15 protein-coding genes and 1 pseudogene are annotated in these 14574 nt (G+C 59.5%); 10 read left to right on the top strand and 6 right to left on the bottom strand.

The features are described 5' to 3' along the window. Positions 1-20: 20 nt before the first annotated feature. Positions 21-506 (top strand): DUF6130 family protein, encoded by a 486-nt coding sequence (locus ACZZZ4_RS22745; RefSeq protein ID WP_463548837.1) that lies wholly within the window; start codon positions 21-23, stop codon positions 504-506. Between the two features lie 58 nt (positions 507-564). On the opposite strand, the pseudogene ACZZZ4_RS22740 reads toward ACZZZ4_RS22745, so the two are convergent. The 3 genes and pseudogenes from ACZZZ4_RS22740 to ACZZZ4_RS22730 form a co-directional block, all read right to left on the bottom strand. Then, positions 565-832: pseudogene (locus ACZZZ4_RS22740) on the bottom strand (potassium transporter TrkG); the annotation flags it as partial. Between the two features lie 276 nt (positions 833-1108). Then, on the bottom strand, positions 1109-1519 hold the full coding sequence (locus tag ACZZZ4_RS22735; protein ID WP_463548836.1) for a hypothetical protein: 411 nt from the start codon (positions 1517-1519) through the stop codon (positions 1109-1111). 175 nt (positions 1520-1694) lie between these two features. Then, complete coding sequence (locus tag ACZZZ4_RS22730; protein WP_122880606.1) at positions 1695-2006, bottom strand: hypothetical protein; 312 nt, start codon at positions 2004-2006, stop codon at positions 1695-1697. A 354-nt stretch (positions 2007-2360) separates the two neighbouring features. On the opposite strand from ACZZZ4_RS22730, the gene folE reads away from it, so the two are divergent. The 5 genes from folE to ACZZZ4_RS22705 all read left to right on the top strand — a co-directional run bounded on the left by folE (position 2361) and on the right by ACZZZ4_RS22705 (position 5463). Next, a complete protein-coding gene (gene folE / locus ACZZZ4_RS22725; protein ID WP_039762860.1) occupies positions 2361-2918 on the top strand; it encodes a GTP cyclohydrolase I FolE in 558 nt (185 codons plus the stop codon). Between the two features lie 45 nt (positions 2919-2963). Continuing rightward, positions 2964-3506: a DUF3833 domain-containing protein gene (locus ACZZZ4_RS22720; RefSeq protein ID WP_463548835.1), complete on the top strand. Its 543-nt coding sequence runs from the start codon at positions 2964-2966 to the stop codon at positions 3504-3506. Further along, on the top strand, positions 3503-4213 hold the full coding sequence (locus ACZZZ4_RS22715; protein ID WP_463538186.1) for an SDR family oxidoreductase: 711 nt from the start codon (positions 3503-3505) through the stop codon (positions 4211-4213). The genes ACZZZ4_RS22720 and ACZZZ4_RS22715 overlap by 4 nt, the downstream gene beginning before the upstream one ends. Positions 4214-4227: 14 nt before the next feature. Beyond that, positions 4228-4533: a DUF6482 family protein gene (locus ACZZZ4_RS22710; protein ID WP_016774774.1), complete on the top strand. Its 306-nt coding sequence runs from the start codon at positions 4228-4230 to the stop codon at positions 4531-4533. 126 nt (positions 4534-4659) lie between these two features. Next, positions 4660-5463: a DUF1206 domain-containing protein gene (locus ACZZZ4_RS22705; protein ID WP_463548834.1), complete on the top strand. Its 804-nt coding sequence runs from the start codon at positions 4660-4662 to the stop codon at positions 5461-5463. Positions 5464-5504: 41 nt separating this feature from the next. Here ACZZZ4_RS22705 and ACZZZ4_RS22700 read toward each other — a convergent pair whose 3' ends face one another. Continuing rightward, positions 5505-6797, bottom strand: a complete 1293-nt coding sequence (locus ACZZZ4_RS22700; RefSeq protein ID WP_463549307.1) for an Nramp family divalent metal transporter — start codon at positions 6795-6797, stop codon at positions 5505-5507. A 273-nt stretch (positions 6798-7070) separates the two neighbouring features. Here ACZZZ4_RS22700 and ACZZZ4_RS22695 point away from each other — a divergent pair, with 273 nt between their 5' ends. The 3 genes from ACZZZ4_RS22695 (at position 7071) to ACZZZ4_RS22685 (ending at position 10495) form a co-directional block, all read left to right on the top strand. After that, entirely contained in the window at positions 7071-8204 is a 1134-nt protein-coding gene (locus ACZZZ4_RS22695; RefSeq protein ID WP_463548833.1) for a lactonase family protein, read from the top strand. Positions 8205-8322: 118 nt separating this feature from the next. Continuing rightward, the gene (locus ACZZZ4_RS22690) at positions 8323-9564 is read left to right on the top strand and encodes an MFS transporter (RefSeq protein WP_463548832.1); all 1242 of its coding nucleotides are present in this window, start codon (positions 8323-8325) and stop codon (positions 9562-9564) included. Positions 9565-9718: 154 nt separating this feature from the next. Then, positions 9719-10495 (top strand): alpha/beta fold hydrolase, encoded by a 777-nt coding sequence (locus ACZZZ4_RS22685; RefSeq protein ID WP_122692547.1) that lies wholly within the window; start codon positions 9719-9721, stop codon positions 10493-10495. A 27-nt stretch (positions 10496-10522) separates the two neighbouring features. On the opposite strand, the gene ACZZZ4_RS22680 is transcribed toward ACZZZ4_RS22685, so the two are convergent. Next, positions 10523-11443, bottom strand: coding sequence for a LysR family transcriptional regulator (locus ACZZZ4_RS22680; RefSeq protein WP_076562867.1), 921 nt, complete (start codon positions 11441-11443; stop codon positions 10523-10525). Positions 11444-11594: 151 nt separating this feature from the next. Next, on the bottom strand, positions 11595-12224 hold the full coding sequence (locus ACZZZ4_RS22675) for a glutathione S-transferase family protein (protein WP_463548831.1): 630 nt from the start codon (positions 12222-12224) through the stop codon (positions 11595-11597). 284 nt (positions 12225-12508) lie between these two features. Here ACZZZ4_RS22675 and ACZZZ4_RS22670 point away from each other — a divergent pair, with 284 nt between their 5' ends. Then, entirely contained in the window at positions 12509-14560 is a 2052-nt protein-coding gene (locus ACZZZ4_RS22670; RefSeq protein ID WP_463548830.1) for a 2Fe-2S iron-sulfur cluster-binding protein, read from the top strand. Positions 14561-14574: the final 14 nt, after the last annotated feature.

Genomic DNA, 14574 nt, shown 5'->3' with positions numbered 1-14574 from the left:
ATCACGCGGAGAACCAGATCATGTCCCTCGCTCCCGGAAATCTATTGGTCCTGGTTTTGGGTGTCTTCGTTTGCACATCCGTGCTCGGACAAGGGGCAGCAGACAGCGATTCTCCGCCGGCGATACTGCCATTGGCATCCGAGAGTGCGCCGAGACTCATTGCCTACCCGCCGCTTGCCGAGCCGCTCGCCCGCGGAGTGGTCATCATCCAGTTTCGAACAGAGCACGCCAGGATCATGCCGGTGTTTGGCAAGGTGGCTGCCGAGGTATCACCACGTTTAGGTCACCTTCACGTGACCGTTGATGACTGGAAAGGTACATGGGCGCACACCAGTGAAGACCCGATTATCCTGGTCGGGCTAACCCCCGGTGCTCACAAGGTTCTCTTGGAAGTGGCCGACCCGACTCACCAGATCATCACCAGTACGACAGTGAGTTTTACAGTACCGGAGAAGCAACCAATGGACGCTCCCCGTACTGACGATCATCACGCGGTAAAACCATGACTGATGTGCTATTCACCAAACAGGCAATGATCGGCGTCTCTGCCAGCGAATGACTGGCTCAATACTTCCAGAAAACCGGCGTTACGAGCACCAAGACCGTCAGGATTTCCAACCTGCCTAGCAGCATGCCAACGGTGAGTAGCCATTTGGCCGCATCCGGCAGTGACGAGAAATTACCTGCCGGGCCGATGATTGTGCCCAGGCCGGGGCCGACGTTACACACCGCCGTAGCGGCGCCGCTCAGGGCGGTAATCCAATCAAGCCCGATCAGCGCCAGGCCCAAAGCGATGGCGGGAATCGTGATGGTGAAAAAACGAGAAGGTCAGCAGCGAACGAACGATCTCCTCGTCGATGGGATGGCCGTTGTATTTTTTCTCGTGGCCGATTCTCGTGCATCCGATTATGGCAACCCAAGAACTCTGACAACCTCGAAACCCGTCCAGACGAGCTAGCGTGTCGAGTACTCGATAGGTCAAAGGCTCGCTGGTTGGCTCGCTCTTGCAAGCTCGTTGAGGCAATAAATCTACATCCATCTACTTATGGCCGATTATGGTTTTTATCGGCATCCTGAATGACTGTTTTTGGCCGAAAGCAGGCGGGTATTACCTTGTTTCAGCTTCGTCAGGAGGCCAGCTCTCATAGAAAGAGCCGCCTACAGGGATCGGGTTGCCATCCATATGGTATGCGGCCCATGCCAGTACGTGTGCCATGCGTTCGGCAGCAACTGGCGACAGTCCGCAAGATTCTCTGACTTCGTCTAGCCGTATTCGGCAAACATCGAGGTGGCGTCGAACGCCGGAAAATCCACCAAGATAGAGAAAGAACTCGTCGAGAAGGATACCCACGCCTGGAACACCATAGGTGCCGGCCACACCTGGTGCCTCCTCATATATGGCCTTCACGTTATGGCCTTCCAAGGCCGCGACAGCGGTGAGTACCTCGCAAAAAGTATCTTTCATGCTGTTGCTGACCCAGAGGTCATAGCTGTTGCCGATAATGATGGGCGCGCCCATGAGTCTTACTCTGATGTCGATAATGGAATGCTGAAGAAGAGGCGTATTCAGCCATGTAGCCAATTTTCAATAGGCCGTCTCCGCTCCGATTATTATCTTTTGGGGCTGGAAAAGGCCATGCGTGGACGGCTGCTTTTGGCCAGAAGCTGCCTCCCAGGCAGCGAACCGTGAATGGTCACTCGTCAAACAAGGTCCAGCCATGACAAATGCCGGCAAAGTCTTTTGCCGTAAAAAATAACGTCAGTTCCTTTGGGTCAAATTCTTTGTAGAGCCAATGCCCAGGAATGGGGCCTCTCGTTATCGCGTATTCCAAGCGGTATTTTTGAACAGGTCCAAAACCGAAGGATCGTGAATTCAACTCAAACCTGTCACCTCTGTTGAGCGCCCATAGCTTTTCAACAAGGCAGTCATCAAGCACCACCTCTCCCGCTACCTCAACCAGATACTTTGAATGAAGTTTCTGTTGAAGCCTAACGCTTCTGGCCATGCATCAACCTACCTATGAACAGTCCGAGCATCGGCGCGATAATACTTGAACATGATGATGACCGCTTTGGGTTGGAAAAAATGCGTTGGGCGTCCGCATTTGGCCGATAGCTACCATCCGCCACCGGCAGCTATCAGCTGAGACGCTCTTACATCGGCCCCAAGCAAGCCACTCACCAACCCTGGCCCCAGGTTTTTCCTGCCTGAAATCCCAAACCCGCACAAAAAAACCACCGATGCGTTGTCAGCTGATCCTTTTCAGCCTATCTTCATAAAACCTATACAGGCAACCTGTATGCGTACAACCTTTTCGTCAGACATTGGTCCCGACTCAGCACCGCCACGAGTAACCCGAATGAGCCCACTACTAGCCAGCCATTACCGTGAAATCCTCGTTGGCGTCGGTGAAAATCCTGAGCGCGAGGGTCTGCTGGATACGCCCCAGCGCGCCGCCAAGGCCATGCAATACCTGTGCAACGGATACGCGATGAGCCTGGAAGACGTTACCAACGGTGCGCTGTTCGAGTCGCAGAGCGATGAGATGGTGATCGTCAGCGACATCGAGCTTTATTCATTGTGTGAGCACCATATGCTGCCGTTTATCGGCAAGGCGCATGTGGCGTACATCCCCACGGGCCGGGTGCTGGGGCTGTCGAAGGTCGCGCGGGTCGTCGATATGTTCGCGCGGCGCCTGCAGATCCAGGAAAATCTCACTCAGCAGATTGCTCAAGCCATCCAGCAGATCACCGATGCCGCCGGGGTCGCGGTGGTCATTGAGGCGCGGCACATGTGCATGATGATGCGCGGTGTCGCCAAGCAGAATTCGATCATGACCTCCTCTGTCATGCTCGGCGCCTTTCGCGACAGCTCGACAACGCGGCAGGAATTTCTCCAGCTCATCGGCCGGCGTTAGGCCTATACACAGCCTGTTAACTGTACAAGCTCAAGGAGTAGGAAGATGGCTCGATTTCTGCTGCTGTTAGGACTGGCGCTCAGCATTGCAAGCTGCGGCAGTGTCGATGTTGCTCGTTATGCGGATCAGCAACCGGCATTGAGTCTGGAGCAGTTTTTCAGTCAGCCCGTCAAAGCCTGGGGGATGTTTCAGAAGCGCAACGGCGAAGTGGTCAAGCGCTTTGAGGTCGATATTGCCAGCCGTCGTGAAGGTGAAAACCTGATCCTCGACGAGCGCTTCCTTTATAGCGACGGCACCCGTGAACGTCGGGTCTGGACCCTCACTCCTGGCGGTAATGGTCAGTGGAGCGGGCGCGCGCACGATGTGGTCGGTGTCGCACAGGGCCAGATTGCTGGTAACACCTTCCACTGGCGTTATCGCCTGAACCTGCCAGTCGACGACTCGACATACGAGATGAGCATGGACGACTGGATGTACCTGGTCGACGAAGACACGTTGATCAACCGCACCCGTATGTCCAAGTGGGGTTTCGAAGTCGGTCAGGTGACGGTGTTCTTCCGGCGCCAGAACGCTGGAGCGAATCCATGAGCAGTGGGTTGACCCTGGCCTCGTTCGGCGACGGTTATCGCGCCTTGGTGATCGGTGCCAGTGGCGCCCTCGGCACGGCGTTCTGCCAACATTTGAACCAGGATCCACGCTGCGCCAGCGTCCGTGCGCTGGGACGCAAAACTGTGCCGAAGCTCGACCTCGAGCAGCCCGAAACGATCGCCAGCGCCGCCGCCGAACTGGCAGGCGAAGCGCCCTATCACCTGATCATTCACGCGGCCGGCCTCCTCCATCGTGACCGGATCAAGCCGGAAAAAAGCTACAGCGCAATCGAAGCCGAGTCGCTGCAGGCCGTGTTTCAAGTCAACACGCTGGGGCCGGCATTGCTGCTGCGCGACTTTCTGCCATTGCTTGCACCTCAAGGAGCGATGGCGATGCTTTCGGCAAAAGTCGGCAGCATCGGCGACAACCGTTTGGGCGGCTGGTACGCCTACCGCGCCTCCAAGGCTGCGCTGAACATGCTGATCAAGACCGCCGCCATCGAGCTTTCGCGCACTCGGCCGCAGAGTCGCTTGCTCAGTCTGCACCCGGGCACGGTGGTCTCGCCGTTGTCGCAACCTTTTCGCGGAGCCTCAAGCGCCCGCCCGGCAGACATTGCCGCTGCGCAATTACTGAGTCTGATTGACACGCTGACGCCGGCCGATAGCGGCCATTTCTTCGCCTACGATGGAGAACGCCTGCCCTGGTAGGCAAGGAGTGAAGCATGAATCTGCAAACCCTCACCGAACGTGCGGCCAACAGTGAAGTTCGCGAACTGGAGCTGCTGTCACTCGAAGGTGGTTTTTATCTGGCGAGGATTCGCGTGGATCAAGGCCAGTTCACCTTGCTCGATGACGCGGCCAAGCCAATGCACCTGCGTTCGATCACCCACCTGCGCGACTTGCTGCAAACCGTGCCGGCGTTTCCGTGCGTGCTGGTGCAGCAATGCGTGCACGACGAAATGTGCGGCCGGGATTCAGGGCCGGTCGAAGAGCTGCGCATTCCATTTTCGCTGACCACGCCGTTATGACGCCGAAGCGAGGCAAGCGCTGCATGGCAGGCTGATAAGGCGCGCGTCGCCCACCGGCGACGCATTTATCGAACCCCTGCCCCGTCCACGGGTCTGCTTCACATCGATTCCCTGGAAGTAAAACCCATGTCCACTCAACACACGCTTGTCCTGCTTGCCCGAGGCGGATACGCCGCGCGCGGCGTTCTGTATCTGATCATCGGCATCTTCGCGCTGTTGGCAGCGCACGATTCCACCAAACCGAAAGACAGCCATAAGAGCCTTGAAGCATTGCTCAGCCAGCCGTTCGGCTACGTGCTGATCGGTATTGTGGTCGCCGGCCTGCTGGCCTTCGCCGCCTGGCGTGCGCTGCAAGCGATCCGCGATGTCGACCACCACGGCACCGATTTCAAAGGACTGGTCATTCGCGCAGGTTTGTTCGCTGGCGGTCTGGTCAATGCGGCGCTGGCCTTCTTTGCCCTGGGCCTGTTGGTGAGTGGTCTCAGGAGTTCGGGCGGTTCCGGCGATGGCAAGACCAAGGATCTGCTCGCGCAGCTGCTGTCGTTCGAGCACTCGAACCTGTTGATCTACCTGATCGCGCTGATCCCGCTCGGCGTCGGTATCGCCCACATCATCAAAGGCTGGAAGGCTACGTTCGAGAAATATTTCGAAGCGGATGACGAAGTGATGCGCTACGTGCGCCCGGTGTCGCGGTTTGGCTTGATCGCCCGCGGCGTGGTGTTTATCGAGATTGCAGTGTTGATGGCGGTCAGCGGCTCGGTTTATCAAGCGACCAATCCACCCGGCATGAAGGAAGCGCTGGATGCTTTGCAGAATCTGCCGGCCGGCGGCGTGCTGTTGATGCTGATGGCGTTGGGGTTGATCGCCTTCTCGGTGTACAGCTTTTCCGAAGCCGCGTGGCGCCGGATCGAAATGGATGTGCCGCTGTAAGCGGCCATTCGAGGGGCGTGCGCCCCCTCGACTGCTTCCCATCAAGTAAACAGATCAACGCCCAACTGGAACGCTACCCATAGCGCCAGACCGGTAGCAAACATCAGCGCGATGTTTTCAAACAGGTTGTTGCGATATTGCTTGTCCAGCAGCGATTTCTGGTTGGACATGATCAGCAAGCCCAGGGAAATCACCGGCAGACCAATGATGTTCAACGCGCTGACACCAATGGTCAGGGTCACGAAATCCGGCATCCCCGGCATCGACCAGATCAGCGGCGTGACCAGGATGAACAGCATGAACCACTTGTGCATCGGGTCATGATGGAACTCTTTGCCGTACTTCTCGCGACGCTCAGGACGAACATGCTGGAAGGCATCGGTGATCAGCATCGGAAACGCCGTGGTCTTGCCTGAAATACTGGCGAACAGTGTCGCGAACACGCCGATGAGGAACACGTACCAGCCGATCGGGCCGAAGAAGATTTCCAGCGCCTTGCCCAAGTCAGCCAGGGTTTTCACCTCGATGCCATTGGGGCGCAGGATTTCCGCACCGACGATCCAGATCGCGAGGTTGATGATGATCCCGACAAAGACCGCGAACAGCAGATCGTTACGCTGAATGCGCTTGTGCTGCGGCCCGGTCCAGCCTTTCTGGCGCATGACATAGGGGTGCACGAAGTTGGCGATCGAGCCGGCAACCGCGCCGATCACTGAAACCGCCACCAGCAACGCGCCATGCACGCCTTCGTCCGGCGGAATGCTGAAGCCGATGGTGCCTTTGATGATGCCGCTGACATCCGGGCCGGACATCACCGCCAAGGCGATGAACGCCAGGGTCATGATCGCCAGCAGCAGCTTCATCACGCCTTCGATCATCGTGTAGATGTTGCGCCCGACCAGCATCCAGACCGCCAGCACCACCGCCACCGAGCACAGCAATGGCTGATCGATCTTGAACAGCATCGCCAGCGACTCCCCTGCCCCCTTGATCATGTAGGCGTTCATCAAGTGGCCCATCAACAGGGCATAAGCCAGCATGAACCAGGCAAACACCGGGTTGAGCTGGGCGTAGCCCTGCAGGATGGTCATGCCCTGGTTATTGCACAACTGGAACCGGGCAATGATGTTGACGATCAGGTATCTGAGCAACAACGAGACTGCCAGCACCCACATCATCGCGTAGCCGTAGTTCGCACCGGCCACTGAAGACGTGATGAGATCGCCCGCACCGAGCCACGACAGCACGGCGATGATGCCTGGGCCGAGCAGTTTCAGCGTTCGCAGGAACAGGTTTTGCGGTTTCGCAGCGGCCTGATGATCGAGTGGAGCCATGCTCGTCATAGGGGTATCTCCGTTATTGTTTTTGTGAGAGTTGTTGCACTGCGCACATTAGGTAGGATGTCGTACAACAACGCTAACGGGAGAGTATGTAAAAATGTGTCAAACCTCCCTGATTAGCCTCCATCCCGATCATTTCTGCTGATAAAAATCATCTAGCACGCGCATGCCAATGAGCATGGCGACGTTGCAGGCCTACTAAAAAGCCGTTGATGCCCTAGCCAATCACTCATAGGATGACTGATCACAACAACAATAAGGCTGGAAATGATGAAAACAACCCTCTTGATCGCTGCGCTCGCCTCCACGTTGAGCGTGACGGCTAACGCCGCTACTTACGCTTACATCTCAAGTCCCGGCGACGGTCTGATCTCGCAGTACCGCCTTGATCAGAACAACGGCGCACTTACCCTCATCGAACAGATCCAGGCCGGTGATCAAGTCAATCCCATGGCCCTCACCCCGGACGGCAAGGTGCTATTTGCAGCCTTGCGGGTCAAGCCCTTCCAGGTCGTGGGTTATCGGATCGATCCCACAAGCGGTCACCTGACAAAATTTACCCAGGCACCCCTGGCAGAAAGCATGGCCTACCTGTCGACCGACCGAAAAGGACGCTACCTGCTCGCGGCCTCGTACGGCGCCGATGCCCTCAGCGTGCAGAAGATCGGCGAGGATCATCTACCTTCCGCCGACATCCTGCGCTACCCGACCGGCCTGCATGCGCATTCGATTCGCACCGAGCCGAGCAACCGCTTTGCCTATGCGGGCAATCTGGGCACTGACAAGGTGCTGCAATATCGCCTGGACGCCAAGACCGGCGAGCTCAGCCCGATCGGCAGCGGCTCGGTGAGTGTCCCGGAGAAAACCGGCCCTCGGCACTTGGCGTTCTCGCCGGACGGCAAATTCCTCTACGTGGTCGGCGAAATGAGCGGCACCGTGACCGCGTTTTCAATCGACGAAACCAGCGGCGCATTAACGCAAATCGCTGAAGCCAATGGCATTCCCCAGCGTTTGAAGCTGGCCCACGGCGAAGTTCGGGATGCGCGCAACAACGACTTGAAAGACGACCCGACCCCACGTATCTGGGCCGCTGACCTGCGCATGTCGCCGGACGGAAAACTGCTGCTGATGAGCGAGCGCACCAGCAGCAGCGTCTCGGCTTTTGCCGTGGACCCGGCCTCGGGAGGGCTCAAATTTCTCGACAACTACCCGGTGCAAGAACAGCAACCGCGCAACATCGCCTTCTCCCCCGATGGCCACTGGCTGCTGGTGACCGGCGAGAAAAGCGCCAAGGTCGGTACGTACGCGGTGAGCAAGGATGGCGCGTTGAAGCGTGTCGGTGAAGCGGCATCCGGCAAAGGCGCATTGTGGATCGAGGTACTGCAAACGCCTGATGCATGAATATCTGCGGAGCAGCAACTGCTCCGCCGTTCTGCAACTAATTCCCCGCCGCTTCGGTCATTAGGATTGCCGAGGTTGATACATTTTCGCAGGCCTCACTTTCAAGAGACTGCCCACCGTGATCAGCCATCTCGATCGCCGCAACAACCGCTCGCTGGACAGTCTGAATTTCTTTCTCGCCGATGTCCGCGACGGCCTCGGGCCGTACCTCGCCATCTACTTGCTCGCCGTACACCACTGGGACCCGGCCAGCATCGGCGTGGTCATGACTCTCGCCGGTATCGCTGCACTGATCACGCAGACACCGGCCGGTGCGCTGGTTGACAACAGTCGGGCGAAACGGGCGCTGGTCATCATCGCCGCGCTGTTGGTCACGGCGAGTTGTCTGCTGCTGCCGTTCATTTCTTCATTCAGTCTGGTGGCATTGACCCAAGCCTTGAGCGCGGCGGCAGCGTCTATTTTCGCTCCGGCGATTTCCGCGATAACGCTGGGCATCACCGGCCCGCGTGCATTCACCCGGCGCACCGGCCGCAACGAGACGTTCAACCATGCCGGCAACGCCTGCGCGGCGTTATTGGCCGGTTTGTTTGCCTATCTGTTCGGTCCGGTGGCGGTGTTTTATCTGATGGCCGTCATGGCCTTGGCGAGCGTAGTTGCCGTGCTGTTCGTTTCGGCAGAAGCGATAGATCACGACGTCGCGCGCGGTTTGCAGCCTGGCGATCAAAACCATCAGCCGTCCGGGTTCAAGGTGCTGCTGAGCAATCGCCCGCTGCTGATGTTTGCCCTGTGCTGCGCGCTGTTCCACTTGGCCAACGCGGCGATGCTGCCGCTGGTGAGCCAGAAACTCGCCCAAGCCAACTTGCACATGGCCACGCCGCTGACGTCGGCGTGCATCGTCGCCGCGCAACTGGTGATGGTGCCGATGGCGCTGCTGGCCGGTGCGAAAGCCGATGTTTGGGGGCGCAAACCGTTATTGCTGGCGGGTTTTCTGATCCTGCCGCTGCGTGGCTTGCTCTACACGTTCTCGGATGATCCGTACTGGCTGGTCGCCGTGCAGTTGCTCGACGGCGTCGGCGCCGGGTTGTTCGGCGCGCTGTTCCCAGTGATGGTCAAGGATCTGACCCTCGGCTCCGGGCATTTCAATGTCAGCCTCGGCGCGCTGACCACAGCGTTTGGCCTGGGCGCGGCGCTGAGCAATGGGTTGGCCGGTTTTGTCGTCGAGGCTGCGGGTTACAGCGCAGCATTCCTCACCCTCGCTGGTGTTGCAGCGGCGGCGTTTCTGCTGCTGTTGATTGGTGTTCCGGAAACACTGCAGCCGACTGAAAAAATCGAGTCCGCTGCAGTTATGGGTCAAAGCTGAGCAATCGGCGACGTTTGTATCAGCGTGTAGCTTTCGCCAACACAGATACACCCGCATGCGAAGGCCGGCCGTGCGCACACATAACTGACACATTTAGCGCGCTAAATACCACTGTCGCTTCCATTCCTACATTAACCAATCGACAGGACATCCCATGAACAAAGTCTTCGCTACCCTCGCCCTTACCGCCGCCATGTTCGGTGCCACTGCCGCGTTCGCTGCGCCGGTTAAACCTACCGTAGTGCTGGTGCACGGTGCCTTTGCCGATTCGAGCAGTTGGAACGGCGTGGTCAAGATTCTCGAGAAGGATGGCTACCCGGTGATCGCCGCTGCCAACCCGCTGCGCTCGGTCAAGGGCGATGCGCAATCGGTGGCGGATGTGCTGGCCAGCGTGAAAACCCCGGTGGTGCTGGTCGGCCACTCTTACGGTGGCCCGGTGATCAGTGAAGCCGCCTACGGCAATGCCAATGTCAAAGCGCTGGTGTACGTCGCCGCGTTCGCCCCGGAAAAGGGTGAAACCGCCGCTGAATTGTCCGGGCGTTTCCCCGGCAGCACCCTTGGCCCGACCCTGTCGGCCCCGGTTGAGCTGGCCGATGGTGGCAAGGATTTGTACATCCAGCAGGATAAATTCCACGATCAGTTCGCCGCCGATGTTTCCCCGGCCGATGCGAAGCTGATGGCCGCGACCCAACGTCCGGTGACCGTCGCTGCGCTCAACGAAGCCGCGACTGAGCCTGCGTGGAAAACCGTGCCGTCGTACTTCGTCTACGGTGACCAGGACAAGAACATCCCGGCGCAAGCCTTGGCGTTCATGGCCGAGCGCGCGCACTCCAAACAGACCGTAGTGGTCAAAGGCGCGTCGCACGTGGTGATGGTATCCAACCCGAAAGCCGTCGCCAGCCTGATCGAAACCGCTGCTGCGGCGAAGTGATTCATTGCTGAATTGAAACTTGAAGCGTTAGCCGTGAACCCTGTTCACGGCTTTCAGCGCTGGATGGTGCTGTAGCCGCTCGCTGAGAAAGTCCACGAACGTGCGCACCTTCGCCGGTACGCGCGGATGTTTCAGATAGACCAGTTGCACCGGTAACGCCGGCGGCTCAAAGGCCTGCAACACCAATTCCAGCTCACCAGCCGCAACCTGGCTGGCGACTTGATAAGACAGCACGCGTGTAATGCCCCAACCGGAACTGGCGATGTTGATCGCCGCCTGATTCGCGGTGACCACCAGACGCGGTTCGAAGCGAAAACTCAACGGGCCATCCGCATGGGCGAATTGCCAATCGCTGAGCAAATGACTGGCGGACGACATGACGATATTGGCGCGGCTCAACTCGTTCGGATGTTGCGGTCGGCCATACCGGGCGAAGTAATCCGGCGTGCCGCAGATCACTTGGCGGACCTCGCCGACCTTGATCGCATGCTGATTGTTTTCGTGCAGATGACCGATGCGCACGGCGACATCAATGCCCTCCTCGGCCATGTTCACTACGCGATCAACCAGCAAGGCCTTCAGATGCACCGAAGGAAACGCATCGACGTATTGCGCCAGCAACGGCGCGATGAACAGCTCGCCAAACAACACCGACGCGGTCACGCTCAAGTGCCCGCACGGCAGCCGATAACTGCCGGCAGCGGCTTCTTCGGCTTCGTCGACATCGCAAAGGATTCGCCGGCAATCGTCCAGATAACGATGGCCGGCTTCGGTCAGATGCAGGCTGCGCGTAGTGCGCGACAACAGACGTGTGCCGATGCGTTGCTCCAGCGCAGCGATGGCGCGGGTGACGCTGGGGGGCGAGGTGTTCAAACGCCGCGCCGCCGCCGCAAAGCCGCCCTCCTCGGCCACGGCCAGGAACATGCGCATTTCCTGAAAACGATCCATAGCTGGGGACCTGTCGAAGATTTTGAAAACCCACCGGCCCTGTGGGAGCGGGCTTGCCCGCGAAGGCGTCCTGTCAGTCAACTACGATGCTGAATGACCCACCGCTATCGCGGGCAAGCCCGCTCCCACAAGGTTTCGGCGTGTGCTGATATCAAGCGCTTTGCAGGCCCACCGCTGTACGCTGCATGCCGACGAATTTCGGCAGCGCCTCGACCCGCGCAAGCCATGCCCGCACATTTGGATATTCTTCCAGCGAGACATTGCCTTCCGGTGCGTGGGCGACGTAAGTGTAGGCGGCCACATCGGCGACGGTTGCCTTGTCGCCGGCAAGGAATACGCTGTTGGCCAACTCATCTTCCATCACTTGCAACAATCCATGGGAACGCTTGATCGCATCAGCCGCGTCGTAACCGGCGCCGAACACCGTGATCAAGCGCGCCGTCGCCGGGCCCGAGCTGATCTGCCCGGCAGCCACCGATAACCAACGCTGCACCTTGGCTTGCTCGACCGGATCACTCGGCAGCCACTGACCATTGCCGTATTTGCCGGCGAGATACACAAGAATCCCGTTGGAATCAGCGAGCACCGTGCCGTTGTCGTCAATCAACGGCACCTGGCCGAAACGGTTGAGCGCAAGGAACTCAGGCGTTTTGTGTGCGCCCTTCATCAGGTCGACGAACACCAGTTCGGTCGGCACATCCAGCAGGGACAACATCAACTCGACGCGGTGCGAGTGGCCGGACAACGGATGGCGGTACAGTTTGACGGCTGACTGGGACATGACGTGCTCCTGGATTATTTGAGGTCGACCCGCTGATCGTGTCGATGGGCTCATCCTGCTCCCCTGCCGCAAATCGCGGAATCCTCAGCCAATACAATCGAGCATTTCAGCCAGTGAAATAATCACCCGCCTCCTTAGGCTCGCGCGGGGATCATTTCACCGAGTGAAACAGTGGATTGCAATTTCTGGCCATTCCCTCGCAACCGGCCGGGGGCGAACATGAGCCCACTTGAGCTTCAGCCCCTGGCGGCTCACCGGCCCGTTTGCACCCGAGGAGAATCGAAATGGACACAGCGTCGAAACCGCAGCCCTCGCCCTGGCATGAAGGTGAGCTGACCCTGCAACGTGCCGTCGGCGCGGTGGAGATGATGGTCGGTGTCGGCCAGCGGCAACTGGCCCGCGACTGGATGCCGGACCAGCACCGCGAGTTCTATGCGCAACTGCCCTTCGTCGTGCTCGGCGCCGTTGATAGCCAGGGCGATCCGTGGGCGACGCTGCGCACCGGTCAACCGGGGTTCATGGATTCGCCGTCACCACAGGTTCTGAAGATCAAACTCGACGCGCAGCCCAACGACCCGGCCAATCAAGGCCTGCAGCCCGGTGATGCGATCGGCATGCTCGGCATCGAACTGCACACCCGTCGGCGCAATCGCATGAACGGCAACATCAGCCGCCGCGATGCCGACAGCCTCGAGATCAGCGTGACCCAGGCCTACGGCAACTGCCCGCGCTACATCAATCTGCGCCATTACGCCTTCGTCGATGAGACCACCGACAACGCGCTCGACTTGCCGGTCAGCGAACCCTTGGTGCGCGACATGATCACCGCCGCCGACTCGTTCTACGTGGCCACCTATGTCGTGCGCGACGGCGAGCGCCAGGTCGATGTGTCCCATCGCGGCGGCAAGTCCGGCTTCGTGCACATGGACGAGGACGGCACCCTGACCATCCCGGATTTCTCCGGCAATCTGTTCTTCAACACCTTGGGCAACATTCTGCTCAACCCGCGCGCCGGGCTGACTTTCATCGATTTCGAAAGCGGCGATCTGTTGCAGATGACCGGCAGCGCAGAAGTGCTGCTCGACGATCCGCAGATCGCCGCGTTCCAGGGCGCCGAGCGCCTGTGGCGCTTCAAGCCGCAGCGCATCGTTTACCGTCAGGCCGCGCTGCCGCTGCGCTGGGCCGAGCAGCCGCAAGGCGATTCGCCCAATTCGCAAATGACCGGCAGCTGGGAGCAGACCCGCGAGCGTCTGCAGGCCGAAGCGCTGCGCAATCAATGGCGCGCGCTGCACGTCACGCGGGTGGTCGACGAGAGTCCGCAGATCCGCTCCTTTTACCTGCAAGCCAACGACGGCTTCGGCCTGCCGCGCTTCGAACCGGGCCAGCACTTGCCGATCAAGGTCTTGCTCGACGGTCAGGACGCCGCATCGATCCGCACCTACAGCGTGTCCAGCGCGCCGTCGGACGAGTTCCTGCGCATCAGCGTCAAACGCGATGGCTCGGTGTCTTCGCATCTGCATGATCGGGTGCAGGCATTGGACTTGATCGAAGCCCGCGCGCCGCAAGGCGATTTCACCGTCAACGCCACCGAACGCCGGCCACTGGTGCTGTTGGCCGCAGGGGTTGGGGTGACGCCGTTGCTGTCGATGCTGCGCGAGGTGGTCTATCAGGGCAAACGCATCAGCCGCATGCGCCCGACCTGGGTGGTGCAAAGCAGTCGCACCGTCGAGGATCTGGCCTTTCGCGATGAAATCGACGCCTTGGCCGCGCGTGCAGGCGACAAGGTCAAAGTGCTGCGCGTGGTCAGCCAGCCGCCGCTGGAAGCAACAGCGCAGGGCTACGACCATCCCGGGCGCATCGACATCGCCTTGCTGAAAGGCCTGCTGCCGCTGGATGACTACGATTTCTATCTGTGCGGCCCGGGCAGCTTCACCCAGGCGCTGTACGACGGCCTGCGCAAAATGCGCATTCCCGATGATCGCATCCACGCCGAAACCTTCGGCCCGTCGACGCTGATCCGCGATGTCGAAATCAGCACCCCGGCGCCGCCGCAAGTACCGGTCGCCGAAGAACCGGTCAAGGTGTTGTTTGCCACGTCCGGCAAGGAAGCACGCTGGGAACCCGGCAGCGGCACCTTGCTGGAACTGGCCGAGGCGCGTGGCTTGAATCCGGAGTTCAGCTGTCGTGGCGGTTCGTGCGGCACCTGCAAAACCCGCCTTACCAGCGGTCAGGTGCATTACCTCACCCCGCCGGCCATGCGCCTGGCGGACGACGAAGTGCTGATTTGCTGCGCCGCCCCGGCGCAGGGCAGCGAGACCCTGGTGCTGGACGTTTGAATAATGAGGAGGTG

The sequence above is a fragment of the Pseudomonas sp. AC252 genome (genome assembly GCF_979258105.1).
The sequence above is the reverse complement of the archived record's forward strand: the minus strand, read 5'-3'. Positions and strand labels throughout refer to the sequence as shown.